The 21,971-nt window shown below is 58.2% G+C and carries 22 protein-coding genes; 19 read left to right on the top strand and 3 right to left on the bottom strand.

The genetic code is table 11. The features are described 5' to 3' along the window. Position 1 precedes the first annotated feature (1 nt). The 3 genes from recF to dnaA are packed head-to-tail and all read right to left on the bottom strand — an operon-like array spanning position 2 to position 3,780. On the bottom strand, positions 2-1,105 hold the full coding sequence (gene recF, locus ACODTO_RS14095; RefSeq protein ID WP_489106599.1) for a DNA replication/repair protein RecF: 1,104 nt from the start codon (positions 1,103-1,105) through the stop codon (positions 2-4). 17 nt (positions 1,106-1,122) lie between these two features. Then, positions 1,123-2,226: a DNA polymerase III subunit beta gene (gene dnaN / locus ACODTO_RS14090; RefSeq protein ID WP_139641410.1), complete on the bottom strand. Its 1,104-nt coding sequence runs from the start codon at positions 2,224-2,226 to the stop codon at positions 1,123-1,125. Between the two features lie 39 nt (positions 2,227-2,265). Further along, the gene (gene dnaA, locus ACODTO_RS14085; protein ID WP_139641408.1) at positions 2,266-3,780 is read right to left on the bottom strand and encodes a chromosomal replication initiator protein DnaA; all 1,515 of its coding nucleotides are present in this window, start codon (positions 3,778-3,780) and stop codon (positions 2,266-2,268) included. 564 nt (positions 3,781-4,344) lie between these two features. Between dnaA and rpmH the strand changes: the two genes are divergently transcribed. The 19 genes from rpmH (at position 4,345) to glmU (ending at position 21,787) form a co-directional block, all read left to right on the top strand. Continuing rightward, complete coding sequence (gene rpmH, locus ACODTO_RS14080) at positions 4,345-4,479, top strand: 50S ribosomal protein L34 (protein ID WP_003213577.1); 135 nt, start codon at positions 4,345-4,347, stop codon at positions 4,477-4,479. Between the two features lie 16 nt (positions 4,480-4,495). Then, positions 4,496-4,897 carry a ribonuclease P protein component gene (gene rnpA, locus ACODTO_RS14075; RefSeq protein ID WP_041023039.1) on the top strand — a complete coding sequence of 134 codons (402 nt, stop codon included), beginning with the start codon at positions 4,496-4,498 and terminating at the stop codon, positions 4,895-4,897. Then, positions 4,890-5,135 (top strand): membrane protein insertion efficiency factor YidD, encoded by a 246-nt coding sequence (gene yidD / locus ACODTO_RS14070; protein ID WP_010465488.1) that lies wholly within the window; start codon positions 4,890-4,892, stop codon positions 5,133-5,135. The genes rnpA and yidD overlap by 8 nt, the downstream gene beginning before the upstream one ends. Positions 5,136-5,137: 2 nt before the next feature. Beyond that, complete coding sequence (yidC, locus tag ACODTO_RS14065) at positions 5,138-6,820, top strand: membrane protein insertase YidC (RefSeq protein ID WP_489106598.1); 1,683 nt, start codon at positions 5,138-5,140, stop codon at positions 6,818-6,820. A 79-nt stretch (positions 6,821-6,899) separates the two neighbouring features. Next, positions 6,900-8,270 carry a tRNA uridine-5-carboxymethylaminomethyl(34) synthesis GTPase MnmE gene (gene mnmE / locus ACODTO_RS14060; RefSeq protein ID WP_489106597.1) on the top strand — a complete coding sequence of 457 codons (1,371 nt, stop codon included), beginning with the start codon at positions 6,900-6,902 and terminating at the stop codon, positions 8,268-8,270. Positions 8,271-8,809: 539 nt separating this feature from the next. After that, positions 8,810-10,702 carry a tRNA uridine-5-carboxymethylaminomethyl(34) synthesis enzyme MnmG gene (mnmG, locus tag ACODTO_RS14055; protein ID WP_139641405.1) on the top strand — a complete coding sequence of 631 codons (1,893 nt, stop codon included), beginning with the start codon at positions 8,810-8,812 and terminating at the stop codon, positions 10,700-10,702. A gap of 5 nt (positions 10,703-10,707) precedes the next feature. Then, positions 10,708-11,343 carry a 16S rRNA (guanine(527)-N(7))-methyltransferase RsmG gene (rsmG, locus tag ACODTO_RS14050; RefSeq protein WP_175362313.1) on the top strand — a complete coding sequence of 212 codons (636 nt, stop codon included), beginning with the start codon at positions 10,708-10,710 and terminating at the stop codon, positions 11,341-11,343. Positions 11,344-11,361: 18 nt separating this feature from the next. After that, a complete protein-coding gene (locus ACODTO_RS14045; protein ID WP_139641403.1) occupies positions 11,362-12,159 on the top strand; it encodes a ParA family protein in 798 nt (265 codons plus the stop codon). A gap of 9 nt (positions 12,160-12,168) precedes the next feature. Then, positions 12,169-13,041, top strand: a complete 873-nt coding sequence (locus ACODTO_RS14040) for a ParB/RepB/Spo0J family partition protein (RefSeq protein ID WP_139641402.1) — start codon at positions 12,169-12,171, stop codon at positions 13,039-13,041. A 148-nt stretch (positions 13,042-13,189) separates the two neighbouring features. After that, the gene (locus ACODTO_RS14035) at positions 13,190-13,597 is read left to right on the top strand and encodes a F0F1 ATP synthase subunit I (protein WP_139641401.1); all 408 of its coding nucleotides are present in this window, start codon (positions 13,190-13,192) and stop codon (positions 13,595-13,597) included. 16 nt (positions 13,598-13,613) lie between these two features. Beyond that, the gene (atpB, locus tag ACODTO_RS14030) at positions 13,614-14,483 is read left to right on the top strand and encodes a F0F1 ATP synthase subunit A (RefSeq protein WP_024777786.1); all 870 of its coding nucleotides are present in this window, start codon (positions 13,614-13,616) and stop codon (positions 14,481-14,483) included. Between the two features lie 134 nt (positions 14,484-14,617). Beyond that, entirely contained in the window at positions 14,618-14,875 is a 258-nt protein-coding gene (atpE, locus tag ACODTO_RS14025; protein ID WP_003097235.1) for a F0F1 ATP synthase subunit C, read from the top strand. Between the two features lie 58 nt (positions 14,876-14,933). Beyond that, positions 14,934-15,404, top strand: coding sequence for a F0F1 ATP synthase subunit B (locus tag ACODTO_RS14020; RefSeq protein WP_030139033.1), 471 nt, complete (start codon positions 14,934-14,936; stop codon positions 15,402-15,404). A gap of 12 nt (positions 15,405-15,416) precedes the next feature. Beyond that, positions 15,417-15,953 carry a F0F1 ATP synthase subunit delta gene (locus ACODTO_RS14015; RefSeq protein ID WP_003187192.1) on the top strand — a complete coding sequence of 179 codons (537 nt, stop codon included), beginning with the start codon at positions 15,417-15,419 and terminating at the stop codon, positions 15,951-15,953. 21 nt (positions 15,954-15,974) lie between these two features. Beyond that, on the top strand, positions 15,975-17,519 hold the full coding sequence (atpA, locus tag ACODTO_RS14010; RefSeq protein WP_024777788.1) for a F0F1 ATP synthase subunit alpha: 1,545 nt from the start codon (positions 15,975-15,977) through the stop codon (positions 17,517-17,519). Positions 17,520-17,569: 50 nt separating this feature from the next. Next, the gene (gene atpG / locus ACODTO_RS14005) at positions 17,570-18,430 is read left to right on the top strand and encodes a F0F1 ATP synthase subunit gamma (protein WP_030139034.1); all 861 of its coding nucleotides are present in this window, start codon (positions 17,570-17,572) and stop codon (positions 18,428-18,430) included. A 27-nt stretch (positions 18,431-18,457) separates the two neighbouring features. Continuing rightward, positions 18,458-19,834 (top strand): F0F1 ATP synthase subunit beta, encoded by a 1,377-nt coding sequence (atpD, locus tag ACODTO_RS14000; protein WP_024777789.1) that lies wholly within the window; start codon positions 18,458-18,460, stop codon positions 19,832-19,834. A 45-nt stretch (positions 19,835-19,879) separates the two neighbouring features. Beyond that, positions 19,880-20,305 (top strand): F0F1 ATP synthase subunit epsilon, encoded by a 426-nt coding sequence (locus ACODTO_RS13995; protein WP_024777790.1) that lies wholly within the window; start codon positions 19,880-19,882, stop codon positions 20,303-20,305. Between the two features lie 114 nt (positions 20,306-20,419). After that, the gene (gene glmU, locus ACODTO_RS13990) at positions 20,420-21,787 is read left to right on the top strand and encodes a bifunctional UDP-N-acetylglucosamine diphosphorylase/glucosamine-1-phosphate N-acetyltransferase GlmU (protein ID WP_489106596.1); all 1,368 of its coding nucleotides are present in this window, start codon (positions 20,420-20,422) and stop codon (positions 21,785-21,787) included. Positions 21,788-21,971: the final 184 nt, after the last annotated feature.

Here is a 21,971-nt window from a genome sequence, read left to right as displayed (position 1 = left end):
TTCACTCCCGATGGTCGTGGGTCTGGGTGATACGGCCCTGTTCCACGTGGAACAGAGCGACTGGCGTTTCCGTCTGCCAGCCTTCCCTCAATAATTCGTGATCTACACAGGTGATGAAAACCTGGCAGCGTAAGTCTTCCAGCAAACGGCAAAGCGCCCGACGGTGGGCCTCGTCCAGCTCGGACGGCAGGTCATCCACCAGATAAATACACTGACCGCGACGGGCCTGGCTGACCAGGTGCCCCTGGGCAATACGCAAGGCACACACCACCAACTTCTGCTGACCCCGGGACAAAATGTCCGCGGCGTTATGGGCGCCCAATCTGAGGCGCAAGTCAGCGCGTTGAGGTCCAGCCTGGGTATGGCCCATCTGCTGGTCCCGTTGCAGCGAGCCAGCCAGTACGGTGCTCAATTCCCGGTCCTTGTCCCAGCCTCGGTAATAGCTGAGCGTCAGGCCCTCGAGCTCAACCAGCTCGCTCAAGGTCTGCTCGAAGACCGGTTTCAAGGCTTTGATGTAAGCGCGGCGGTATTCATCGATTTCAGCGCTGGCCTGGCACAGTTCCCTGTCCCAAACCGCTTGCGAAACGGCGTCAAGTGTACCATGTCGCAGCCAAGAGTTTCTCTGGCGCAGCGCCTTCTGCAAGCGCTGCCAGGTCGCCATGAAGCGCGGCTCCACGTGAAACACGCCCCAATCCAGGAACTGTCGGCGAATCTTCGGCGCACCCTCCAGCAGATGGAAACTGTCCGGGTTGATCAACTGCAATGGCAGGATCTCCGCCAGTTGCGCGGCGCTGCGGGCGTTCTGGCCATCGATCCGGATCTGGAACTCGCCTTGCCGGTCCCGTGAAATGCCCAACGCGCTTTGCCCACCTTCCGCCAGCTCCACCTGTCCAAACACCGTACAGGCCAGTTGGTCGTACTGGATGACCGGTAACAGGCGGGTACTGCGAAACGAACGGGCAAGCCCCAGCAGGTGTACGGCTTCCAGAACACTGGTTTTGCCGCTGCCGTTGGCGCCGTAAAGAATATTGATTCGGGGGGAGGGGGAGAAGGTCACCGGGTGCAGATTGCGCACCGCGGTGACCGAGACGCGACTTAAGGACATCTAGCTTCTGCTGATTATTACAGACGCATCGGCATGACAACGTAAGCCGAATCGTCGTTATCGGACTCCTGCACCAACGCACTGCTGTTGGAATCCGACAGGATCAGGCGTACTTGCTCAGTGGTCATCACACCCAGCACGTCGAGCAGGTAGCTGACGTTGAAGCCGATTTCCAGGGAGCCGCCGTTGTAATCAACGCCCACTTCTTCTTCCGCTTCTTCCTGTTCCGGGTTGTTCGCCTGGATTTTCAACTGACCGCTGGCCAGTTGCAGGCGGATGCCGCGGTACTTCTCGTTGGACAGAATCGCGGTACGGCTGAAGGCCTCGCGCAGCGCCTGGCGGTCACCCAGCACCAGTTTGTCGCCGCCTTTAGGCAACACACGCTCGTAGTCGGGGAACTTGCCGTCTACCAGCTTCGAGGTGAAGGTGAACTCCCCGGTGGTGGCGCGGATGTGGTGCTGGCCCAGCACGATGCTGACGTTGCCGTCCGGCTCGGTCAGCAGGCGCGCCAACTCCAGGATACCTTTGCGGGGTACGATCACCTGGTGGCGATCCGGCTGACCGATATCGGCCTGCATCGAGCACATCGCCAGGCGGTGACCGTCAGTGGCAACGGCGCGGATAACACCGGCAGACACTTCCAGCAGCATGCCGTTGAGGTAGTAACGCACGTCCTGCTGGGCCATGGCGAAGCTGGTGCGTTCGATCAAGCGGCGCAGCTTGCTTTGCTCAAGGCTGCAGGTCAGCGAGCCAGGGCCTTCTTCCACGGTCGGGAAGTCGTTGGCGGGCAGGGTCGACAGAGTGAAACGGCTGCGCCCGGCCTTGACCACGAGCTTCTGCTCATCGACCTTGATGTCGATCAGCGCATCGTTGGGCAGGCTCTTGCAGATGTCCATCAGCTTGCGCGCTGGCACGGTGATGGAACCCGGATCGGCCGGCTCTTCAAGCTGCACACGACCGACCAGCTCGACTTCCAGGTCGGTACCGGTCAGCGACAGTTGCTGGCCTTCGACAACCAGCAGCACGTTGGAAAGTACCGGCAAGGTCTGGCGGCGTTCGACGACGCCTGCGACCAGTTGCAGGGGTTTCAACAGGGCTTCGCGTTGAATGGTGAAATGCATGGTCTAGTCCCTTGCCTTAATAAGCTGCGCTAGTGGTCATCAAGTGGTCAGTGTACGCAGCAGGTTCTTGTAGTCCTCGCGGATGTCCGCGTCGGATTCCTTAAGTTCGTTGATCTTGCGGCAGGCGTGCAACACCGTGGTGTGGTCGCGTCCGCCAAACACATCGCCGATTTCCGGCAGGCTGTGGTTGGTCAGCTCCTTGGACAAGGCCATGGCCACCTGGCGCGGCCGGGCCACCGAACGCGAACGGCGTTTGGAGAGCAGATCGGATATCTTGATTTTGTAGTATTCAGCAACAGTTCGCTGAATGTTATCCACAGAAACCAGCTTGTCCTGAAGCGCCAGGAGATCCTTCAAGGACTCGCGAATCAGCTCGATGGTGATGTCGCGCCCCATGAAGTGGGAATGCGCGATCACCCGCTTGAGCGCACCTTCGAGCTCGCGCACGTTCGAACGTATACGCTGAGCGATGAAGAACGCGGCATCGTGCGGCAGCTCGACCTTGGCCTGGTCGGCCTTCTTCATCAGGATCGCCACCCGGGTTTCCAGTTCCGGCGGCTCGACGGCCACCGTCAGGCCCCAGCCGAAACGCGATTTCAGGCGCTCTTCCAGGCCTTCGATTTCCTTCGGATAACGGTCACTGGTGAGGATGACCTGCTGTCCGCCTTCAAGCAACGCGTTGAAGGTGTGGAAAAACTCTTCCTGAGAGCGTTCCTTACGGGCAAAGAACTGAATGTCGTCGATCAGCAGCGCATCCACCGAACGGTAGAAGCGCTTGAATTCGTTGATGGCATTCAGTTGCAGCGCCTTGACCATATCGGCCACGAAACGCTCGGAATGCAGGTACACGACCTTGGCATTCGGGTTCTTCTTTAATAAGTGGTTACCCACAGCGTGCATCAAGTGGGTTTTACCCAGGCCCACGCCGCCATACAGGAACAACGGGTTGTAGCCATGCTTGGGGTTGTCCGCCACCTGCCAGGCTGCCGCCCGGGCCAGTTGGTTGGATTTGCCTTCGACGAAGTTCTCGAAGGTAAAGGTGCGGTTCAGATAGCTGGTGTGCTTGAGCGCACCTTCGACCTGCACAGTGCGTTGCTCGGCGCGTACCGGCGCCTGTTGGGTACTGGCGCCCGCCATCGGGTCGAAGCTGTCCCGGGAGGGCTCTTCACTGGCTTCGGCCACTTTCTGCGGATTTCTTTTGCTTGGCGCGGGAGTCGGGGCGACCGGGCTTGCCGGTGCCACGGCAGCCTGGGCCTGGGAGGCCGCAGCAGCCAGCGGTGCATTCGGAGCCGCGCGCGGGGCCGAGCTGCGCTTGCTGCCTATTAATAAGGACAACGCAGGCGCCATGCCATTGCCATGCTCGTCGAGCAGCTCCATGACCCGACCCAGGTACTTTTCGTTGACCCAGTCGAGAACGAAACGGTTCGGTGCGTAGACGCGCAACTCGTCGCCTTCGGCTTCGACCTGTAGTGGGCGGATCCAAGTGTTGAATTGTTGGGCAGGCAGCTCATCGCGCAAAAGCTCCACGCACTGCTGCCAAAGTTCCACTGACACGGACATCCCCTAAGTTGAAAGCCGGTGAGGCAAAAACAAGCGGCCATTGTAGCGAGCAGACGTCCACTTATCCACACGCAGGTTCATCCTCATCCACGATTTATCAATGCGTTAACTCATAAAAAGACGACAGGCGGTCAGTGGATAAGCTCTGTGGATAACCGGGCCTGAGGTCGTTGTACAAGTGGGGGCGAAACTCGGTGGATAAGCGCGCTGTGGATAACTCACCTTTCCACACACAGCTTATCCGACTGCGCAGCACAGGCTGGACACTGCTTTCCCCTGTAGTTGTCATTCTCTGTACATGGCGATTTACAAGGGCTTGACTAGGTTATCCACAGACAGATGGCTGCCTAGCCTTTATAAGCTTCACAGAAAAGCTTTAAATAATTCCCTTCTTTATTTCTATATCTGGCGCTGTGTGATCAACGGCCGGCAGCCTGAACATCTATTTAAAGGAAACGTTGGTTGGAAATTGACCTATGGACTTGCTTTCTCTAGAATCCCCGGTCTCTTAAAACGGGGGCCATTCCGGCCCGTTGTGGACGAACCAGGTAACACGACATGAAACGTACTTTCCAACCAAGCACTATCAAACGCGCTCGTACCCACGGTTTCCGTGCTCGCATGGCTACCAAGAACGGTCGTGCCGTCCTGTCGCGTCGTCGCGCCAAAGGTCGTGCGCGTCTGGCAGTTTGATAATCCGGCACTGGAGGTGAGTCAGGACTTCAGTCGGGAAAAGCGTCTGCTTACACCCCGGCATTTCAAGGCAGTCTTTGACTCCCCTACCGGCAAGGTTCCGGGGAAAAATCTCCTGCTCCTTGCGCGCAGCAACGATCTCGATCACCCCCGCCTAGGGCTGGTTATCGGGAAAAAGAGCGTCAAGCTCTCCGTGCAGCGCAATCGCCTCAAACGTCTGATGCGCGAATCGTTCCGCCTGAACCAGGATTCACTGGTCGGATGGGACATTGTTATCGTCGCGCGCAAAGGTTTGGGGGACGTAGAAAACCCTGAACTGATTCAGCATTTCGGCAAGCTCTGGAAACGTCTGGCTCGCAACAAGCCAGCATCACCAGTCAACACCGAAACTGCAGGGGTAGACAGTCCCGATGCGTAAACTGGCACTCGTTCCGATCCAGTTTTACCGCTATGCCATTAGTCCTCTGATGGCCAGTCACTGTCGTTTCTACCCCAGCTGCTCCTGCTACGCGTACGAAGCCATAGAAAATCATGGCCTTCTGCGCGGTGGCTGGCTGACCTTTCGTCGTTTAGGTCGCTGTCATCCGTGGAATCCCGGCGGTTATGACCCGGTTCCGCCTATCCCTACCTCCCGTTCTTCTTCGATGGCCGAGTAATCATGGATATCAAACGCACGATCCTGATCGTCGCCCTGGCAATCGTGTCTTACGTCATGGTTCTTAAATGGAACCAGGACTATGGCCAGGCTGCCCTGCCGACTCAGAATGTTGCAGCCAGCAATACTGCACCGAGCCTGCCGGACACTGCTTCCGGTAACAACGCTGCCAGCAGTGACGACATTCCACGCGCGGCAAGCGATACCAGTGCTCCCGCCGAAGCCCCTGTGGCTGCAAGCAAAGATCTGATCCAGATCAAGACCGACGTGCTCCAGTTGGCAATCGATCCACAGGGTGGTGACGTCGCCCAACTGACGCTGCCGCTTTATCCACGCCGCCAGGATCATCCGGACATTCCGTTCCAGCTGTTCGATAACGGTAACGAGCGGACTTATCTGGCCCAGAGCGGCCTGATCGGCATCAATGGCCCGGATGCCAGTCCGGCCGGTCGTCCGGTGTACGCTTCGGAGAAGAAAAGTTATCAACTGGCTGACGGTCAGGACCAATTGGTCGTGGACCTGAAGTTCAGCAAGGATGGCGTCAACTACATCAAGCGTTTCACGCTGAAACGTGGCCTGTATGACGTAGTCGTGTCCTACCTGATCGACAACCAGAGTGCACAGCCCTGGTCCGGTGCGATGTTCGCGCAGTTGAAACGTGATGCCAGCGCCGATCCTTCCTCCAGCACCGCCACCGGCACCGCGACTTACCTGGGCGCCGCCCTGTGGACAAGTTCCGAGCCGTACAAGAAAGTGTCCATGAAAGACATGGACAAGGCGCAGCTCAAGGAAACCGTCCAAGGTGGCTGGGTTGCCTGGTTGCAGCACTATTTTGTAACCGCCTGGATCCCGCAAAAGGGCGAAAGCAACATCGTCCAGACCCGCAAGGACAGCAAAGGCAACTACATCATCGGCTATACCGGTCCTGCATTGACCGCTGCGCCGGGTGCCAAGGCTGAAACCAGCGCTACGTTGTATGCCGGTCCAAAAAGCCAGGCCGTACTGAAACAGTTGTCCCCAGGTCTGGAATTGACCGTGGACTATGGTTTCCTGTGGTTCATTGCCCAGCCGATCTTCTGGCTGCTGCAACATATCCACAGCATCGTCGGTAACTGGGGCTGGTCGATCATCTTCCTGACCATGCTGATCAAGGGGTTGTTCTTCCCATTGTCGGCCGCCAGCTACAAGTCCATGGCTCGCATGCGCGCCGTGGCACCGAAACTGGCCGCTCTGAAAGAGCAACATGGCGATGACCGGCAGAAAATGTCCCAGGCCATGATGGAGCTGTACAAGAAAGAGAAGATCAACCCGCTGGGTGGTTGCTTGCCGATTCTCGTACAGATGCCTGTGTTCCTGTCGCTGTACTGGGTTCTGCTGGAAAGCGTGGAGATGCGCCAGGCGCCCTTCATGCTGTGGATTACCGACCTGTCGATCAAGGATCCGTTCTTCATCCTGCCGATCATCATGGGCGCCACCATGTTCATCCAGCAGCAGCTGAACCCGACGCCTCCGGACCCTATGCAGGCGAAGGTCATGAAGATGATGCCGATCATCTTCACCTTCTTCTTCCTGTGGTTCCCGGCCGGTCTGGTGCTGTACTGGGTTGTGAACAACGTGTTGTCCATTACTCAACAGTGGTACATCACGCGTAAGATCGAATCGGCTACGAAGAAAGCCGAGGCGTAACTTGCACTGTGGATAACCACACAAAACGCCCCCTAGTGGGGCGTTTTGCTATCTGTCACTTTTGTCTGGATACCGGTTTATGAGCACACCTCGTGAAACCATCGCCGCCGTTGCCACCGCCCAAGGTCGCGGTGGTGTCGGCATCGTCCGCATTTCGGGACCACTGGCCAGTGTCGCGGCCAAGGCCATCAGCGGTCGTGAGCTCAAGCCACGGTTTGCTCATTACGGCCCATTCTTCAGTGACGACCAGCAGGTGCTCGACGAAGGCCTCGCGCTGTATTTCCCGGGACCGAATTCATTCACCGGTGAAGATGTGCTGGAACTGCAGGGGCACGGCGGACCCATCGTGCTGGACATGCTGCTCAAGCGTTGCCTTGAACTGGGTTGTCGCCTGGCCCGGCCGGGCGAATTCAGTGAACGGGCCTTCCTCAACGACAAACTCGACCTGGCTCAGGCCGAAGCGATTGCCGACCTCATCGAGGCCAGTTCGGCACAGGCTGCGCGCAATGCCCTGCGTTCCTTGCAAGGCGCGTTCTCCCAACGCGTGCATGGCCTGACCGAACAACTGATCGGCCTGCGCATCTACGTCGAGGCAGCCATCGATTTTCCCGAAGAAGAAATCGACTTCCTCGCCGATGGCCATGTACTGAGCCTGCTCGACAAAGTGCGAGAGGAGTTATCCACAGTGCTGCGGGAAGCGGGACAAGGGGCCTTGTTGCGCGACGGTATGACCGTGGTGATCGCCGGGCGACCGAACGCCGGCAAATCCAGCCTCCTCAACGCCCTCGCAGGCCGTGAGGCGGCGATTGTCACGGAGATCGCCGGCACGACCCGGGACATCTTGCGTGAACATATCCACATCGACGGCATGCCCTTGCACGTTGTGGATACCGCCGGGTTGCGCGATACCGATGACCAAGTAGAAAAGATTGGCGTTGAGCGGGCGCTGAAGGCCATTGGCGAGGCCGATCGTGTGTTGCTGGTGGTCGATGCGACGGCACCGGAAGCGGATGATCCTTTCGCGTTGTGGCCCGAGTTTCTCGAAGTGCGCCCGGATCCGGCGAAAGTCACGTTGATCCGTAACAAAGCCGACCTGACTGGCGAAGCAATAGCGCTTGAGGCCAGCGCTGACGGTCACGTGACCATCAGTCTGAGCGCAAAGGCCGCGGGACAGGGGCTTGAACTGCTGCGTGAACACCTCAAGGCCTGCATGGGCTACGAGCAAACCTCGGAAAGCAGCTTCAGCGCCCGGCGTCGTCACCTTGAAGCCTTGCGCCATGCCAGCGCCGCCCTGGAACACGGTCGTGCACAGCTGACGCTGGCGGGTGCCGGAGAATTACTGGCCGAAGATTTGCGCCAGGCTCAGCAGTTCCTGGGAGAAATCACCGGTGCCTTCAGCTCCGATGACTTGTTGGGCCGGATTTTCTCCAGCTTCTGCATCGGTAAGTAAGTCCTTCCCTCAAAACGGGCTGCACATCGCGTTCCCTGCGGCCCGGCTTCTCTTCTTGTCTTCCCTCGATTGCCCTTCATGGCGGCTTGCCCATGGGCGGATATGCGTTCCGCTTGTGGATTAAGCCCTGTGGGTAACTGACGTTGAGCTCAGTTGATAAACCCCCTTGGAAATTGAAGATAACCCGCTCTGTGGATAACCACTCACTTAATCCACAGGCTTACACCGTTTATCCAAACCCCTCAGCGCCAGATGACCACAGAGTTCAAGATCTCTGTACACATTGAAAATAAAGGCCTACAGAGTTTTATCCACAGAAAGGGTGGGCAGTAAGAATAAACATAAAAACAAAGGTTTTATAAATTTCTCTCTTTTTTATTTTTTTAACCGCGAGTTCTCCACAGCTGGTTAAATTTTGTGCAAAGGGTTCTTTAGGAAAGGGGAAGTCCCTATACTTGCCGACCTGGTCCAGAAAACGTTTGGGCCAGACTCATAACCTATTTCCGAATTACCTGAATTAAGCAGGCACGAGGTGCGTGGTGGATTTCCCTTCCCGTTTTGAAGTGATCGTCATCGGCGGCGGTCATGCCGGTACCGAGGCAGCACTTGCATCAGCACGCATGGGTGTAAAGACCCTGCTGTTGACGCATAACGTGGAAACCCTCGGTGCCATGAGCTGCAACCCAGCCATCGGTGGCATCGGCAAGAGCCATCTGGTCAAGGAAATCGACGCCCTCGGCGGTGCGATGGCCATGGCTACCGATAAAGGTGGTATCCAGTTTCGCGTATTGAACAGCCGCAAAGGCCCCGCCGTACGAGCCACTCGCGCCCAGGCCGACCGGGTCTTGTACAAGGCGGCTGTCCGCGAAATCCTGGAGAACCAGCCGAACCTGTGGATATTTCAACAAGCGGCCGATGACCTGATCGTCGAACAAGACCAGGTCCGCGGTGTTGTCACCCAGATGGGCCTGCGTTTCTTTGCCGATTCCGTGGTATTGACCACCGGAACCTTCCTCGGTGGACTTATCCACATCGGAATGCAGAACTATTCCGGCGGCCGCGCGGGCGATCCGCCGTCGATTGCCTTGGCTCAACGTCTGCGTGAATTGCCGCTGCGTGTAGGTCGCTTGAAAACCGGTACGCCGCCGCGAATTGACGGTCGGTCTGTGGATTTCTCGGTCATGACCGAACAACCGGGTGATACGCCAATCCCGGTGATGTCGTTCATGGGCTCGAAAGAACAGCATCCGCAACAGGTGAGCTGCTGGATTACCCACACCAATGCCCGCACCCACGAGATCATTGCCGCCAACCTGGATCGCTCGCCGATGTATTCAGGCGTGATCGAAGGCGTCGGCCCACGTTATTGCCCGTCGATCGAAGACAAGATCCATCGCTTTGCCGACAAGGAAAGCCACCAGGTCTTCATCGAACCGGAAGGCCTGACGACCCACGAGCTTTACCCCAACGGGATCTCGACGTCCCTGCCGTTCGACGTGCAACTGCAGATCGTGCAGTCGATCCGCGGCATGGAAAACGCGCACATCGTTCGTCCGGGCTACGCCATCGAATACGACTACTTCGATCCCCGTGACCTGAAGTACAGCCTGGAAACCAAGGTCATCGGCGGCCTGTTCTTTGCCGGGCAGATCAACGGCACCACCGGCTACGAAGAAGCCGGTGCCCAGGGTTTGCTGGCCGGGACCAACGCGGCGTTGCGTGCCCAGGGCAAGGACAGCTGGTGCCCGCGTCGCGACGAAGCGTACATCGGTGTGTTGGTGGACGATCTGATCACCCTGGGCACCCAGGAACCGTATCGGATGTTTACCTCCCGCGCGGAATATCGCCTGATCCTGCGCGAAGACAACGCCGATCTGCGCCTGACCGAGAAAGGCCGCGAGCTGGGACTGGTGGATGACGTGCGTTGGGCCGCGTTCTGCAAGAAACGCGAAGGTATCGAACTGGAAGAACAACGGCTGAAAAGCACCTGGGTTCGTCCCGGTACCGAGCAGGGCGATGCCATCGCGGCGAAGTTCGGCACGCCGCTGACACACGAATACAACCTGCTCAACCTCTTGAGTCGGCCGGAAATCGATTACGCCGGGCTGGTGGAAGTGACCGGCCAGGGCGCGGACGATCCACAGGTCGCCGAACAAGTCGAGATCAAGACCAAGTACGCCGGCTACATCGACCGCCAGCAGGACGAAATCGCCCGTCTGCGCGCCAGCGAGGACACCAAGCTGCCTGTGGATATCGATTACACGGTCATTTCCGGCCTGTCGAAGGAAATCCAGAGCAAGCTCGGCACAACCCGGCCGGAAACCCTGGGGCAGGCGTCGCGGATCCCTGGCGTAACCCCGGCGGCGATTTCCCTGTTGATGATTCATTTGAAAAAACGCGGCGCGGGCCGTCAGTTGGAGCAAAGCGCTTGAGTTCGATGGTCACCTCGCAACACGCCGATGAGTTATCCACAGGCGCCCGTCAACTCGGGGTCAGCCTGAGCGAAGCCCAGCATGCGCAACTGCTGGGTTATCTGGCGTTGTTGATCAAATGGAACAAGGCCTACAACCTGACTGCCGTGCGCGATCCGGACGAAATGGTATCGAGGCATCTGCTGGACAGTCTCAGCGTGATGTCTTTCATCGAAAACGGTCGCTGGCTCGATGTGGGCAGCGGCGGTGGCATGCCCGGCATCCCGCTGGCGATCCTGTTTCCGGACTCGCAAGTGACCTGCCTGGACAGCAACGGCAAGAAAACCCGCTTCCTGACCCAGGTCAAACTCGAGCTCAAGCTGGATAACCTGCAAGTTATCCACAGCCGGGTCGAAGCGTTCCAACCTGCACAGCCGTTCAACGGGATCATCTCCCGGGCCTTCAGCAGCATGGAGAATTTCAGCAACTGGACGCGCCACCTGGGCGATGTCGAAACACGCTGGCTGGCAATGAAGGGCGTCCATCCGGCCGATGAGCTGGTAGCATTGCCGTCGGATTTCCACCTCGATAGCGAACACGCCCTGGCCGTACCCGGTTGCCAAGGCCAACGCCATCTGCTGATACTGCGCCGCACGGCATGATTGGGAACACAAGCAAGAATGGCTAAGGTATTCGCGATAGCGAACCAGAAGGGTGGTGTGGGCAAGACCACCACCTGCATCAACCTCGCAGCATCCCTGGTCGCGACCAAGCGTCGGGTGCTGTTGATCGATCTTGATCCACAGGGCAACGCCACCATGGGCAGCGGTGTGGATAAACATGGCCTGGAAAACTCCATCTACGACGTCCTGATCGGTGAATGCGATCTGGGCCAGGCCATGCATTTCTCCGAACACGGCGGTTATCAACTGCTGCCGGCCAACCGTGACCTGACGGCGGCCGAAGTGGTGCTGCTGGAAATGCAGATGAAGGAAAGCCGTCTGCGCAGCGCATTGGCGCCGATCCGGGAGAACTACGATTACATCCTGATCGATTGCCCGCCGTCGCTGTCGATGCTGACCCTCAACGCCCTGGTGGCCGCCGATGGGGTCATTATCCCCATGCAGTGCGAGTACTTTGCCCTGGAAGGGTTGAGCGACCTTGTGGATAACATCAAGCGCATCTCCGAATTGCTGAATCCGGCCCTGAAGGTCGAAGGCCTGTTGCGGACCATGTACGACCCGCGCCTGAGTCTGATGAACGACGTGTCGGTCCAGCTCAAGGAACACTTCGGCGAGCAGCTCTACGACACGGTCATTCCACGCAACATCCGGTTGGCCGAAGCGCCGAGTTACGGCATGCCGGCCCTGGCCTACGACAAACAATCCCGTGGTGCGCTGGCTTACCTGGCCCTGGCGGGCGAAATGGTTCGCCGTCAGCGCCGCAACCCACGCACCGCTGCCGCCCAGCCAACTTAAGGAAACCCCATGGCCGTCAAGAAACGTGGTCTCGGACGTGGACTGGACGCGCTGCTCAGCGGTCCCACGGTCAGCGCGCTGGAAGAGCAGGCCGTACAGGCCGACCAGCGTGAGCTGCAACACCTGCCGCTGGATCTGATCCAGCGCGGCAAATATCAGCCACGCCGGGACATGGATCCGCAGGCGCTGGAAGAACTGGCCCAGTCGATCAAGGCCCAGGGCGTGATGCAGCCGATCGTGGTTCGTTCGATCGGTAGCGGGCGCTTCGAGATCATTGCCGGCGAACGCCGCTGGCGCGCCAGTCAGCAGGCCGGGCAGGAAACCATTCCGGCGATGGTGCGCGACGTATCGGATGAAACCGCGATTGCCATGGCGTTGATCGAGAACATCCAGCGCGAAGACCTCAACCCGATCGAGGAAGCGGTCGCCCTGCAGCGTCTGCAACAGGAATTCCAGCTGACGCAGCAACAGGTCGCCGAGGCGGTGGGCAAATCCCGCGTCACCGTGGCCAACCTGTTGCGCTTGATTGCGTTGCCGGAAGTCATCAAGACCATGCTGTCCCATGGCGACCTGGAAATGGGTCATGCCCGGGCCTTGCTCGGATTGCCGGAAAATCAACAGGTTGAAGGGGCGCGACATGTTGTCGCACGAGGCCTGACCGTGCGCCAAACTGAGGCACTGGTTCGTCAGTGGCTGAGCGGTAAACCAGCCCCCGTCGAAGCCCCCAAACCGGACCCGGATATCGCCCGCCTGGAACAGCGCCTGGCCGAGCGGCTGGGCTCTACGGTGCAGATTCGCCACGGCAAGAAGGGCAAGGGACAATTGGTAATCGGTTACAACTCCCTCGATGAGCTGCAAGGCGTCCTTGCGCACATTCGCTGAAACAATTGCTCTTGTAGCGCGCAGTCGGAAATCACTACCCGGCAGTTGAATAGGGGCAGAACCGCCCCTATACTCTGCGCGCATTTTGTCGGCACAAATTATGCCAAGTTATTGATTTCAGGCAGCCGACCATTGGAGAGCAAAAGCGATGGAAACCCGCACGCCAAACCGCCTGCCATTCCATCGTCTGGCTGTTTTCCCGGTGTTGATGACCCAATTGGTCGTTGTACTGATCGCCTCGTTGGCGCTCTGGCAATGGCGCGGTGTCGTAGCCGGATATTCAGGTCTTTGCGGAGGCCTGATAGCCTTGCTTCCCAATATTTACTTCGCTCACAGGGCATTTCGGTTTTCCGGCGCCCGAGCAGCCCAAGCCATCGTCCGGTCTTTTTATGCCGGCGAGGCGGGGAAACTGATTTTGACGGCAGTGCTGTTTGCACTGACGTTCGCAGGTGTGAAGCCGTTGGCACCACTGGCTGTATTCGGTGTCTTCCTGTTGACCCAAATGGTCAGCTGGTTCGCTCCCCTGCTAATGAGAACAAGACTTTCGAGACCTTAGGGCGTTTGAGGCAACCATGGCAGAGACAACCGCTTCGGGCTATATCCAGCACCACTTGCAGAACCTGACCTTCGGTCAGCTACCCAACGGCGGCTGGGGCTTTGCCCACTCCGCAGCAGAAGCCAAGGAAATGGGTTTCTGGGCTTTCCACGTCGATACCCTCGGCTGGTCGGTCGCGCTGGGTCTGATCTTCGTTTTCCTTTTCCGCATGGCGGCCAAGAAGGCGACTTCGGGCCAGCCGGGTGCCTTGCAGAACTTCGTTGAAGTCCTGGTCGAGTTCGTCGACGGCAGCGTGAAGGACAGCTTCCACGGTCGTAGCCCGGTGATTGCACCGCTGGCACTGACCATTTTCGTCTGGGTGTTCCTGATGAACGCCGTCGACCTGGTACCGGTCGACTGGATTCCTCAACTGGCCATCCTGATCTCCGGTGACCACCACATCCCATTCCGCGCCGTGTCGACCACCGACCCGAACGCGACCCTGGGCATGGCGTTCTCGGTTTTCGCACTGATCATTTTCTATAGCATCAAGGTCAAGGGCATCGGCGGCTTCATCGGCGAACTGACCCTGCACCCGTTCGGCAGCAAGAACATCCTTGTTCAGGCCCTGCTGATCCCGGTGAACTTCCTGCTGGAGTTCGTGACCCTGATCGCCAAGCCTATCTCTCTGGCTCTGCGTCTGTTCGGTAACATGTATGCCGGCGAGCTGGTGTTCATCCTCATCGCTGTGATGTTCGGCAGCGGCCTGCTCTGGCTCAGTGGCCTGGGCGTGGTACTGCAGTGGGCGTGGGCCGTATTCCACATCCTGATCATCACCCTGCAGGCGTTCATCTTCATGATGCTGACCATCGTCTACCTGTCGATGGCGCACGAAGAAAACCATTAAGGCCAGTCTCGACTAGTCTGATGTCCTTCCCGGTCAAACGGGGAGGGGCCCGAACAGGCCACGATGAAACGATTTGTTTTACCGCTTTAAATTAAAAAAACCTAAACCATACGACGTAAAAGTCGGGAGGAAAGATGGAAACTGTAGTTGGTCTAACCGCTATCGCTGTTGCACTGTTGATCGGCCTGGGCGCACTGGGTACCGCAATTGGTTTCGGCCTGTTGGGCGGCAAGTTCCTGGAAGGCGCTGCGCGTCAGCCAGAAATGGTTCCAATGCTGCAAGTCAAAATGTTCATCGTTGCCGGTCTGCTCGACGCCGTAACCATGATCGGTGTTGGTATCGCTCTGTTCTTCACCTTTGCGAACCCGTTCGTTGGTCAGATCGCTGGCTAATTACTCGGATGTCTCGAGTAGTTTGGTGTGATGGACAACGTAACTGCGAGGTGTTGGCGTGAACATTAATGCGACCCTGATTGGCCAGTCCGTTGCGTTCCTGATTTTTGTACTGTTCTGCATGAAGTTCGTATGGCCTCCGGTCATTGCGGCACTGCACGAACGTCAAAAGAAGATCGCTGATGGGCTGGACGCTGCCAGCCGAGCAGCTCGCGACCTGGAGTTGGCCCATGAGAAAGTGGGTCAGCAACTGCGCGAAGCGAAAGCTCAGGCAGCTGAAATCATCGAGCAAGCCAAGAAACGCGGTACCCAGATTGTCGACGAAGCCCGTGAACAGGCTCGTGTCGAAGCTGACCGTGTGAAGGCTCAGGCTCAAGCCGAGATCGAACAGGAACTGAACAGTGTCAAAGACGCGCTGCGTGCCCAAGTGGGTAGCCTGGCCGTTGGCGGTGCTTCGAAGATCCTGGGTGCCACAATCGATCAAAACGCGCACGCAGAGCTGGTTAACCAACTGGCTGCTGAAATCTAAGCGAGGGCGATCATGGCAGAACTGACCACGTTGGCCCGACCTTACGCTAAGGCGGCCTTCGAGCACGCTCAGGCCCACCAGCAACTGGCCAATTGGTCAGCCATGCTCGGCCTGGCAGCAGCGGTGTCGCAAGACGACACCATGCAGCGCGTGCTCAAGGCCCCGCGACTGACGAGCGCAGAAAAGGCCGCCACGTTCATTGACGTGTGCGGCGACAAGTTCGATGCCAAGGCACAGAATTTCATCCATGTCGTTGCTGAAAACGACCGTCTCCCGCTTCTGCCGGAGATCGCCGCCCTGTTCGACCTGTACAAGGCCGAGCAGGAGAAATCGGTAGACGTGGAAGTCACCAGTGCTTTTGCATTGAACCAAGAACAGCAAGACAAACTCGCCAAGGTTCTCAGTGCACGACTCAACCGGGAAGTGCGCCTGCAAGTCGAGGAAGACAAGTCCCTTATAGGGGGCGTTGTAATCCGCGCCGGCGACCTGGTTATCGATGGCTCGATTCGCGGCAAAATCGCGAAACTTGCCGAAGCATTGAAATCTTGAGTTTGAAGGGGCAGCAGAGCAATGCAGCAACTCAATCCTTCCGAAATAAGTGAAATTATCAAGGGCCGCATCGAAAAGCTCGATGTGACCTCCCAAGCCCGTAACGAAGGCACTGTCGTCAGCGTATCTGACGGTATCGTGCGGATTCACGGTCTGGCCGACGTCATGTACGGCGAGATGATCGAGTTTCCGGGCGGCGTCTACGGTATGGCCCTCAACCTGGAGCAGGACTCCGTAGGTGCCGTTGTACTGGGCGCATACACGACTCTGGCTGAAGGCATGAGCGCCAAGTGCACCGGCCGCATCCTCGAAGTTCCGGTTGGTAAGGAACTGCTGGGTCGCGTAGTCGACGCACTGGGTAACCCTGTTGACGGCAAAGGTCCGCTGAACAACACCGAGACCGACGCGGTCGAGAAAGTTGCTCCAGGCGTGATCTGGCGTAAGTCGGTAGACCAGCCTGTACAGACTGGCTACAAGGCTGTCGATGCCATGATCCCTGTCGGCCGTGGCCAGCGTGAGCTGATCATCGGTGACCGTCAGATCGGTAAGACCGCTCTGGCGATCGACGCGATCATCAACCAGAAAAACAGCGGCATCTTCTGCGTATACGTGGCAATCGGTCAGAAGCAATCGACCATCGCCAACGTGGTTCGCAAGCTGGAAGAGAACGGTGCATTGGCTAACACCATCATCGTTGCTGCCAGTGCTTCCGAATCGGCCGCACTGCAGTTCCTGGCACCGTACTCCGGTTGCACCATGGGCGAATACTTCCGCGACCGCGGTGAAGACGCGCTGATCGTCTATGACGATCTGTCCAAGCAAGCAGTGGCTTACCGCCAGATTTCCCTGCTGCTGCGCCGTCCACCAGGCCGTGAAGCCTACCCAGGCGACGTGTTCTATCTCCACTCCCGTCTGCTGGAGCGTGCATCCCGCGTTTCGGAAGAGTACGTCGAGAAGTTCACCAACGGCGCCGTGACTGGCAAGACCGGTTCCCTGACCGCTCTGCCGATCATCGAAACCCAGGCTGGCGACGTTTCCGCGTTCGTTCCGACCAACGTGATCTCCATCACCGACGGTCAGATCTTCCTGGAATCGGCCATGTTCAACTCGGGCATCCGTCCTGCTGTGAACGCCGGTGTTTCGGTATCCCGTGTAGGTGGTGCCGCTCAGACCAAGATCATCAAGAAGCTGTCCGGTGGTATCCGTACCGCTCTGGCTCAGTACCGTGAACTGGCGGCATTCGCCCAGTTCGCATCTGACCTGGACGAAGCGACCCGTAAGCAACTTGAGCATGGTCAGCGCGTTACCGAGCTGATGAAGCAGAAGCAATACGCACCGATGTCGATCGCTGACATGGCGCTGTCGCTGTATGCCGCTGAGCGTGGGTTCCTGACTGACATTGAAATCGCCAAGATCGGCAGCTTCGAACAAGCGCTGATTGCTTTCTTCAACCGCGATCACGCCGATTTGATGGCCAAGATCAACGTGAAGGGTGACTTCAATGACGAAATCGACGCTGGCCTCAAAGCCGGTATCGAGAAGTTCAAGGCCACCCAAACCTGGTAAGCCGCAGCGGGAGCCGCAAGGCTCCCGCTTGCTAACCTGATAGGTGTTACATGGCAGGCGCAAAAGAGATTCGCAGTAAGATTGCGAGCATCAAAAGCACGCAAAAGATTACCAGCGCCATGGAAAAAGTGGCGGTCAGCAAAATGCGCAAGGCACAAATGCGCATGGCTGCTAGCCGTCCTTATGCGGAGCGCATCCGCCAGGTGATTGGTCATCTGGCCAACGCCAACCCGGAATATCGCCACCCATTCATGATCGACCGCGCTGTCAAGCGCGTCGGTTACGTTGTGGTGAGCAGTGACCGTGGTCTGTGCGGTGGCTTGAACACCAACCTGTTCAAGGCCCTGGTCAAGGACATGGCGGTAAACCGCGAACAAGGCGTCGAGATCGATCTGTGCGTGGTAGGTAGCAAGGGTGCGGCTTTCTTCCGCAACTTCGGCGGTAACGTCGTCGCCGCTATCAGCCACCTGGGTGAAGAACCGTCGATCAATGACCTGATCGGCAGCGTCAAGGTGATGCTGGATGCTTACCTGGAAGGCCGGATCGACCGCCTGTCCGTGGTATCCAACAAGTTCATCAACACCATGACGCAACAGCCGACCGTGGAGCAGTTGATTCCATTGGTTGCGACCCCGGAACAGGAACTCAAGCACCACTGGGACTACCTCTACGAACCGGATGCCAAGGAGCTGCTCGACGGCTTGATGGTCCGCTACGTGGAGTCGCAGGTGTACCAGGCGGTGGTCGAGAACAACGCAGCTGAACAAGCCGCGCGGATGATCGCGATGAAGAACGCTACCGACAACGCCGGTGATTTGATCAGCGATTTGCAGCTGATCTACAACAAGGCGCGTCAGGCTGCGATCACCCAAGAGATCTCGGAAATCGTCGGCGGCGCTGCCGCGGTTTAACGGTTCAAATATTCAGAGGATCCAGCTATGAGTAGCGGACGTATCGTTCAAATCATCGGCGCCGTTATCGACGTGGAATTCCCACGCGACAACGTACCGAGCATCTACGACGCCTTGAAGGTTCAAGGCGCCGAAACCACCCTCGAAGTTCAGCAGCAGCTGGGCGACGGCGTGGTTCGTACCATTGCGATGGGCTCCACCGAAGGCTTGAAGCGCGGTCTGGACGTCAACAACACTGGCGCAGCCATTTCCGTACCGGTCGGTAAAGCGACGCTGGGCCGGATCATGGACGTACTGGGCAACCCGATCGACGAAGCTGGTCCGATTGACACCGAAGAGCGCTGGGGCATTCACCGTCCTGCGCCAACCTTCGCTGAACAAGCGGGTGGCAACGAGCTGCTGGAAACCGGCATCAAGGTTATCGACCTGGTTTGCCCGTTCGCCAAGGGCGGTAAAGTCGGTCTGTTCGGTGGTGCCGGTGTAGGCAAGACCGTAAACATGATGGAACTGATCCGTAACATCGCCATCGAGCACAGCGGTTATTCCGTGTTCGCTGGTGTGGGTGAGCGTACTCGTGAGGGTAACGACTTCTACCACGAGATGAAGGACTCCAACGTTCTGGACAAAGTGGCACTGGTCTATGGCCAGATGAACGAGCCGCCGGGAAACCGTCTGCGCGTAGCCCTGACCGGCCTGACCATGGCCGAGAAGTTCCGTGACGAAGGTAACGACGTTCTGCTGTTCGTCGACAACATCTACCGTTACACCCTGGCCGGTACCGAAGTATCCGCACTGCTGGGCCGTATGCCTTCGGCAGTAGGTTACCAGCCGACCCTGGCTGAAGAGATGGGCGTGCTGCAAGAGCGCATCACTTCGACCAAGCAAGGCTCGATCACCTCGATCCAGGCGGTATACGTACCAGCGGACGACTTGACCGACCCGTCGCCAGCGACCACCTTCGCCCACTTGGACGCCACCGTCGTTCTGTCCCGTGACATCGCTTCCCTGGGTATCTACCCAGCGGTAGACCCACTGGACTCGACTTCTCGCCAGCTGGACCCGAACGTGATCGGCAACGACCACTACGAAACCGCTCGCGGCGTTCAGTACGTGCTGCAGCGTTACAAAGAACTGAAGGACATCATCGCGATCCTGGGTATGGACGAGCTGTCGGAAGCCGACAAGCAGTTGGTAAACCGTGCTCGTAAGATCCAGCGTTTCTTGTCGCAGCCGTTCTTCGTGGCTGAAGTCTTCACCGGTGCCTCGGGTAAATACGTTTCCCTGAAAGACACCATTGCTGGCTTCAAAGGCATCCTCAACGGTGACTACGACCACCTGCCAGAACAAGCGTTCTACATGGTCGGCGGCATCGAAGAAGCGATCGAGAAAGCCAAGAAACTGTAATCCCGGCGCCCGGAAACGGGCGCTAATTTAGGTTGAGGCAATCAGATGGCTATGACAGTCCATTGCGATATCGTCAGTGCGGAAGGGGAAATTTTCTCCGGTCTGGTCGAGTTTGTGGTTGCGCATGGTGAACTGGGGGATCTTGGTATCGCTCTGGGGCACGCACCGCTGATCACCAGCTTGAAGCCAGGTCCGATTAGTCTGACCAAGCAGGGCGGGGAAAAGGAGGTGTTCTACATCTCTGGTGGTTTCCTCGAGGTTCAGCCGAACATGGTCAAGGTCCTTGCCGACACCGTGCAACGTGCTGCCGACCTGGACGAAGCCTCCGCTCAGGAAGCCGTCAAGGCTGCCGAGAAGGCTCTGCACGAAAAAGGCGCAGACTTCGACTACGGTTCTGCTGCTGCACGTCTGGCCGAGGCCGCAGCCCAGCTGCGCACCGTCCAGCAGATCCGCAAGAAGTTCGGCGGCTAAGCCGTCTGCTTTTTGTGTGATTGATTAAAAAGGGTAGCCTCGGCTACCCTTTTTTCTTTTCGCGACACTCATCATCTGTTCGCAGTCGTTGACCACCCAGGATTGGTACCCGTCATGTCTCTCGAAATCGTTATCCTCGCGGCCGGCCAAGGCACTCGCATGCGTTCGGCGCTGCCCAAGGTACTGCATCCGATCGCTGGCAACTCCATGCTCGGTCATGTTATCCACAGCGCTCGCCAACTCGATCCACAGCGTATTCATGTGGTGATCGGCCACGGTGCCGATGCCGTGCGTGAACGGCTGGCGGCCGATGACCTGAATTTTGTCCTGCAGGATAAACAACTCGGGACGGGCCACGCGGTGGCCCAGGCGGTGCCGTTCATTACCGCTGACACGGTGCTGGTTCTTTACGGTGATGTGCCGCTGATCGAAATCGACACCTTGCAGCGCCTGCTCAAGCATGTTGGCCCGCAACAACTGGGCCTGTTGACCGTCGAGCTGGATGACCCTACCGGCTACGGTCGCATCGTGCGTGACGCCGACGGCCAGGTTACCGCCATCGTCGAGCAGAAGGATGCCAACGAAGCCCAACGCGCCATCACCGAGGGCAACACCGGGATCCTGGCGCTGCCGGCCGGGCGCCTGGGTGACTGGATGAGTCGCCTGTCGAACAACAACGCCCAAGGCGAGTACTACCTGACCGACGTGATCGCCATGGCAGTGACTGACGGCCTGGTGGTTGCTACTGAGCAACCCTTGGACGCAATGGAAGTGCAGGGTGCCAATGATCGTCGGCAACTGGCCGAGCTGGAACGCCACTATCAGCTGCGCGCCGCTCGCCGCTTGATGGCCCAGGGCGTAACCCTGCGTGACCCGGCCCGTTTCGATGTTCGAGGTGAGGTCAGCGTGGGCCGCGACGTGGTCATCGACATCAACGTCATCCTTGAGGGCAAGGTCGTCATCGAAGACGACGTGGTTATCGGTCCGAACTGCGTGATCAAGGACAGCACCTTGCGCAAAGGCGTGGTGATCAAGGCCAACAGTCACTTGGACGGAGCGGTGATGGGAGAAGGTAGCGATGCCGGCCCATTTGCCCGTTTGCGTCCTGGCTCCGTGCTGGAGGCCCATGCCCATGTGGGTAACTTTGTCGAGCTGAAGAACGCCCACCTGGGTGAAGGCGCCAAGGCCGGTCACCTGACCTATCTGGGTGACGCTGAAGTCGGCGCCCGCACCAATATTGGCGCCGGCACCATCACCTGTAACTATGACGGCGCGAACAAGTGGAAGACGGTACTGGGGGAGGACGTATTCATCGGTTCCAACAACTCCTTGGTAGCGCCTGTGGATATCTCCAGCGGTGCGACCACAGCGGCCGGTTCGACCATTACCCAGAATGTGGATAACCGACAGCTGGCTGTGGGGCGTGCACGCCAGAAGAATATCGACGGCTGGAAGCGTCCGGAAAAAATCAAGAAACCTTAAAGTTATCCACAGTCCACCCTGTGGGAGCGAGCCTGCTCGCGATAGGGGTATATCAGCCAAGTAGTCATCGACTGACACAACGCAATCGCGAGCAGGCTCGCTCCCACAGGATCTCCCTCTTTTCTGAATTTTTCTCCCTTCGCCTTGACGATCGCCGCACAATAGGTTTTGATTGCTTACGTTA

Source organism: Pseudomonas sp. FG13 (genome assembly GCF_057809755.1).
The sequence above is the reverse complement of the archived record's forward strand: the minus strand, read 5'-3'. Positions and strand labels throughout refer to the sequence as shown.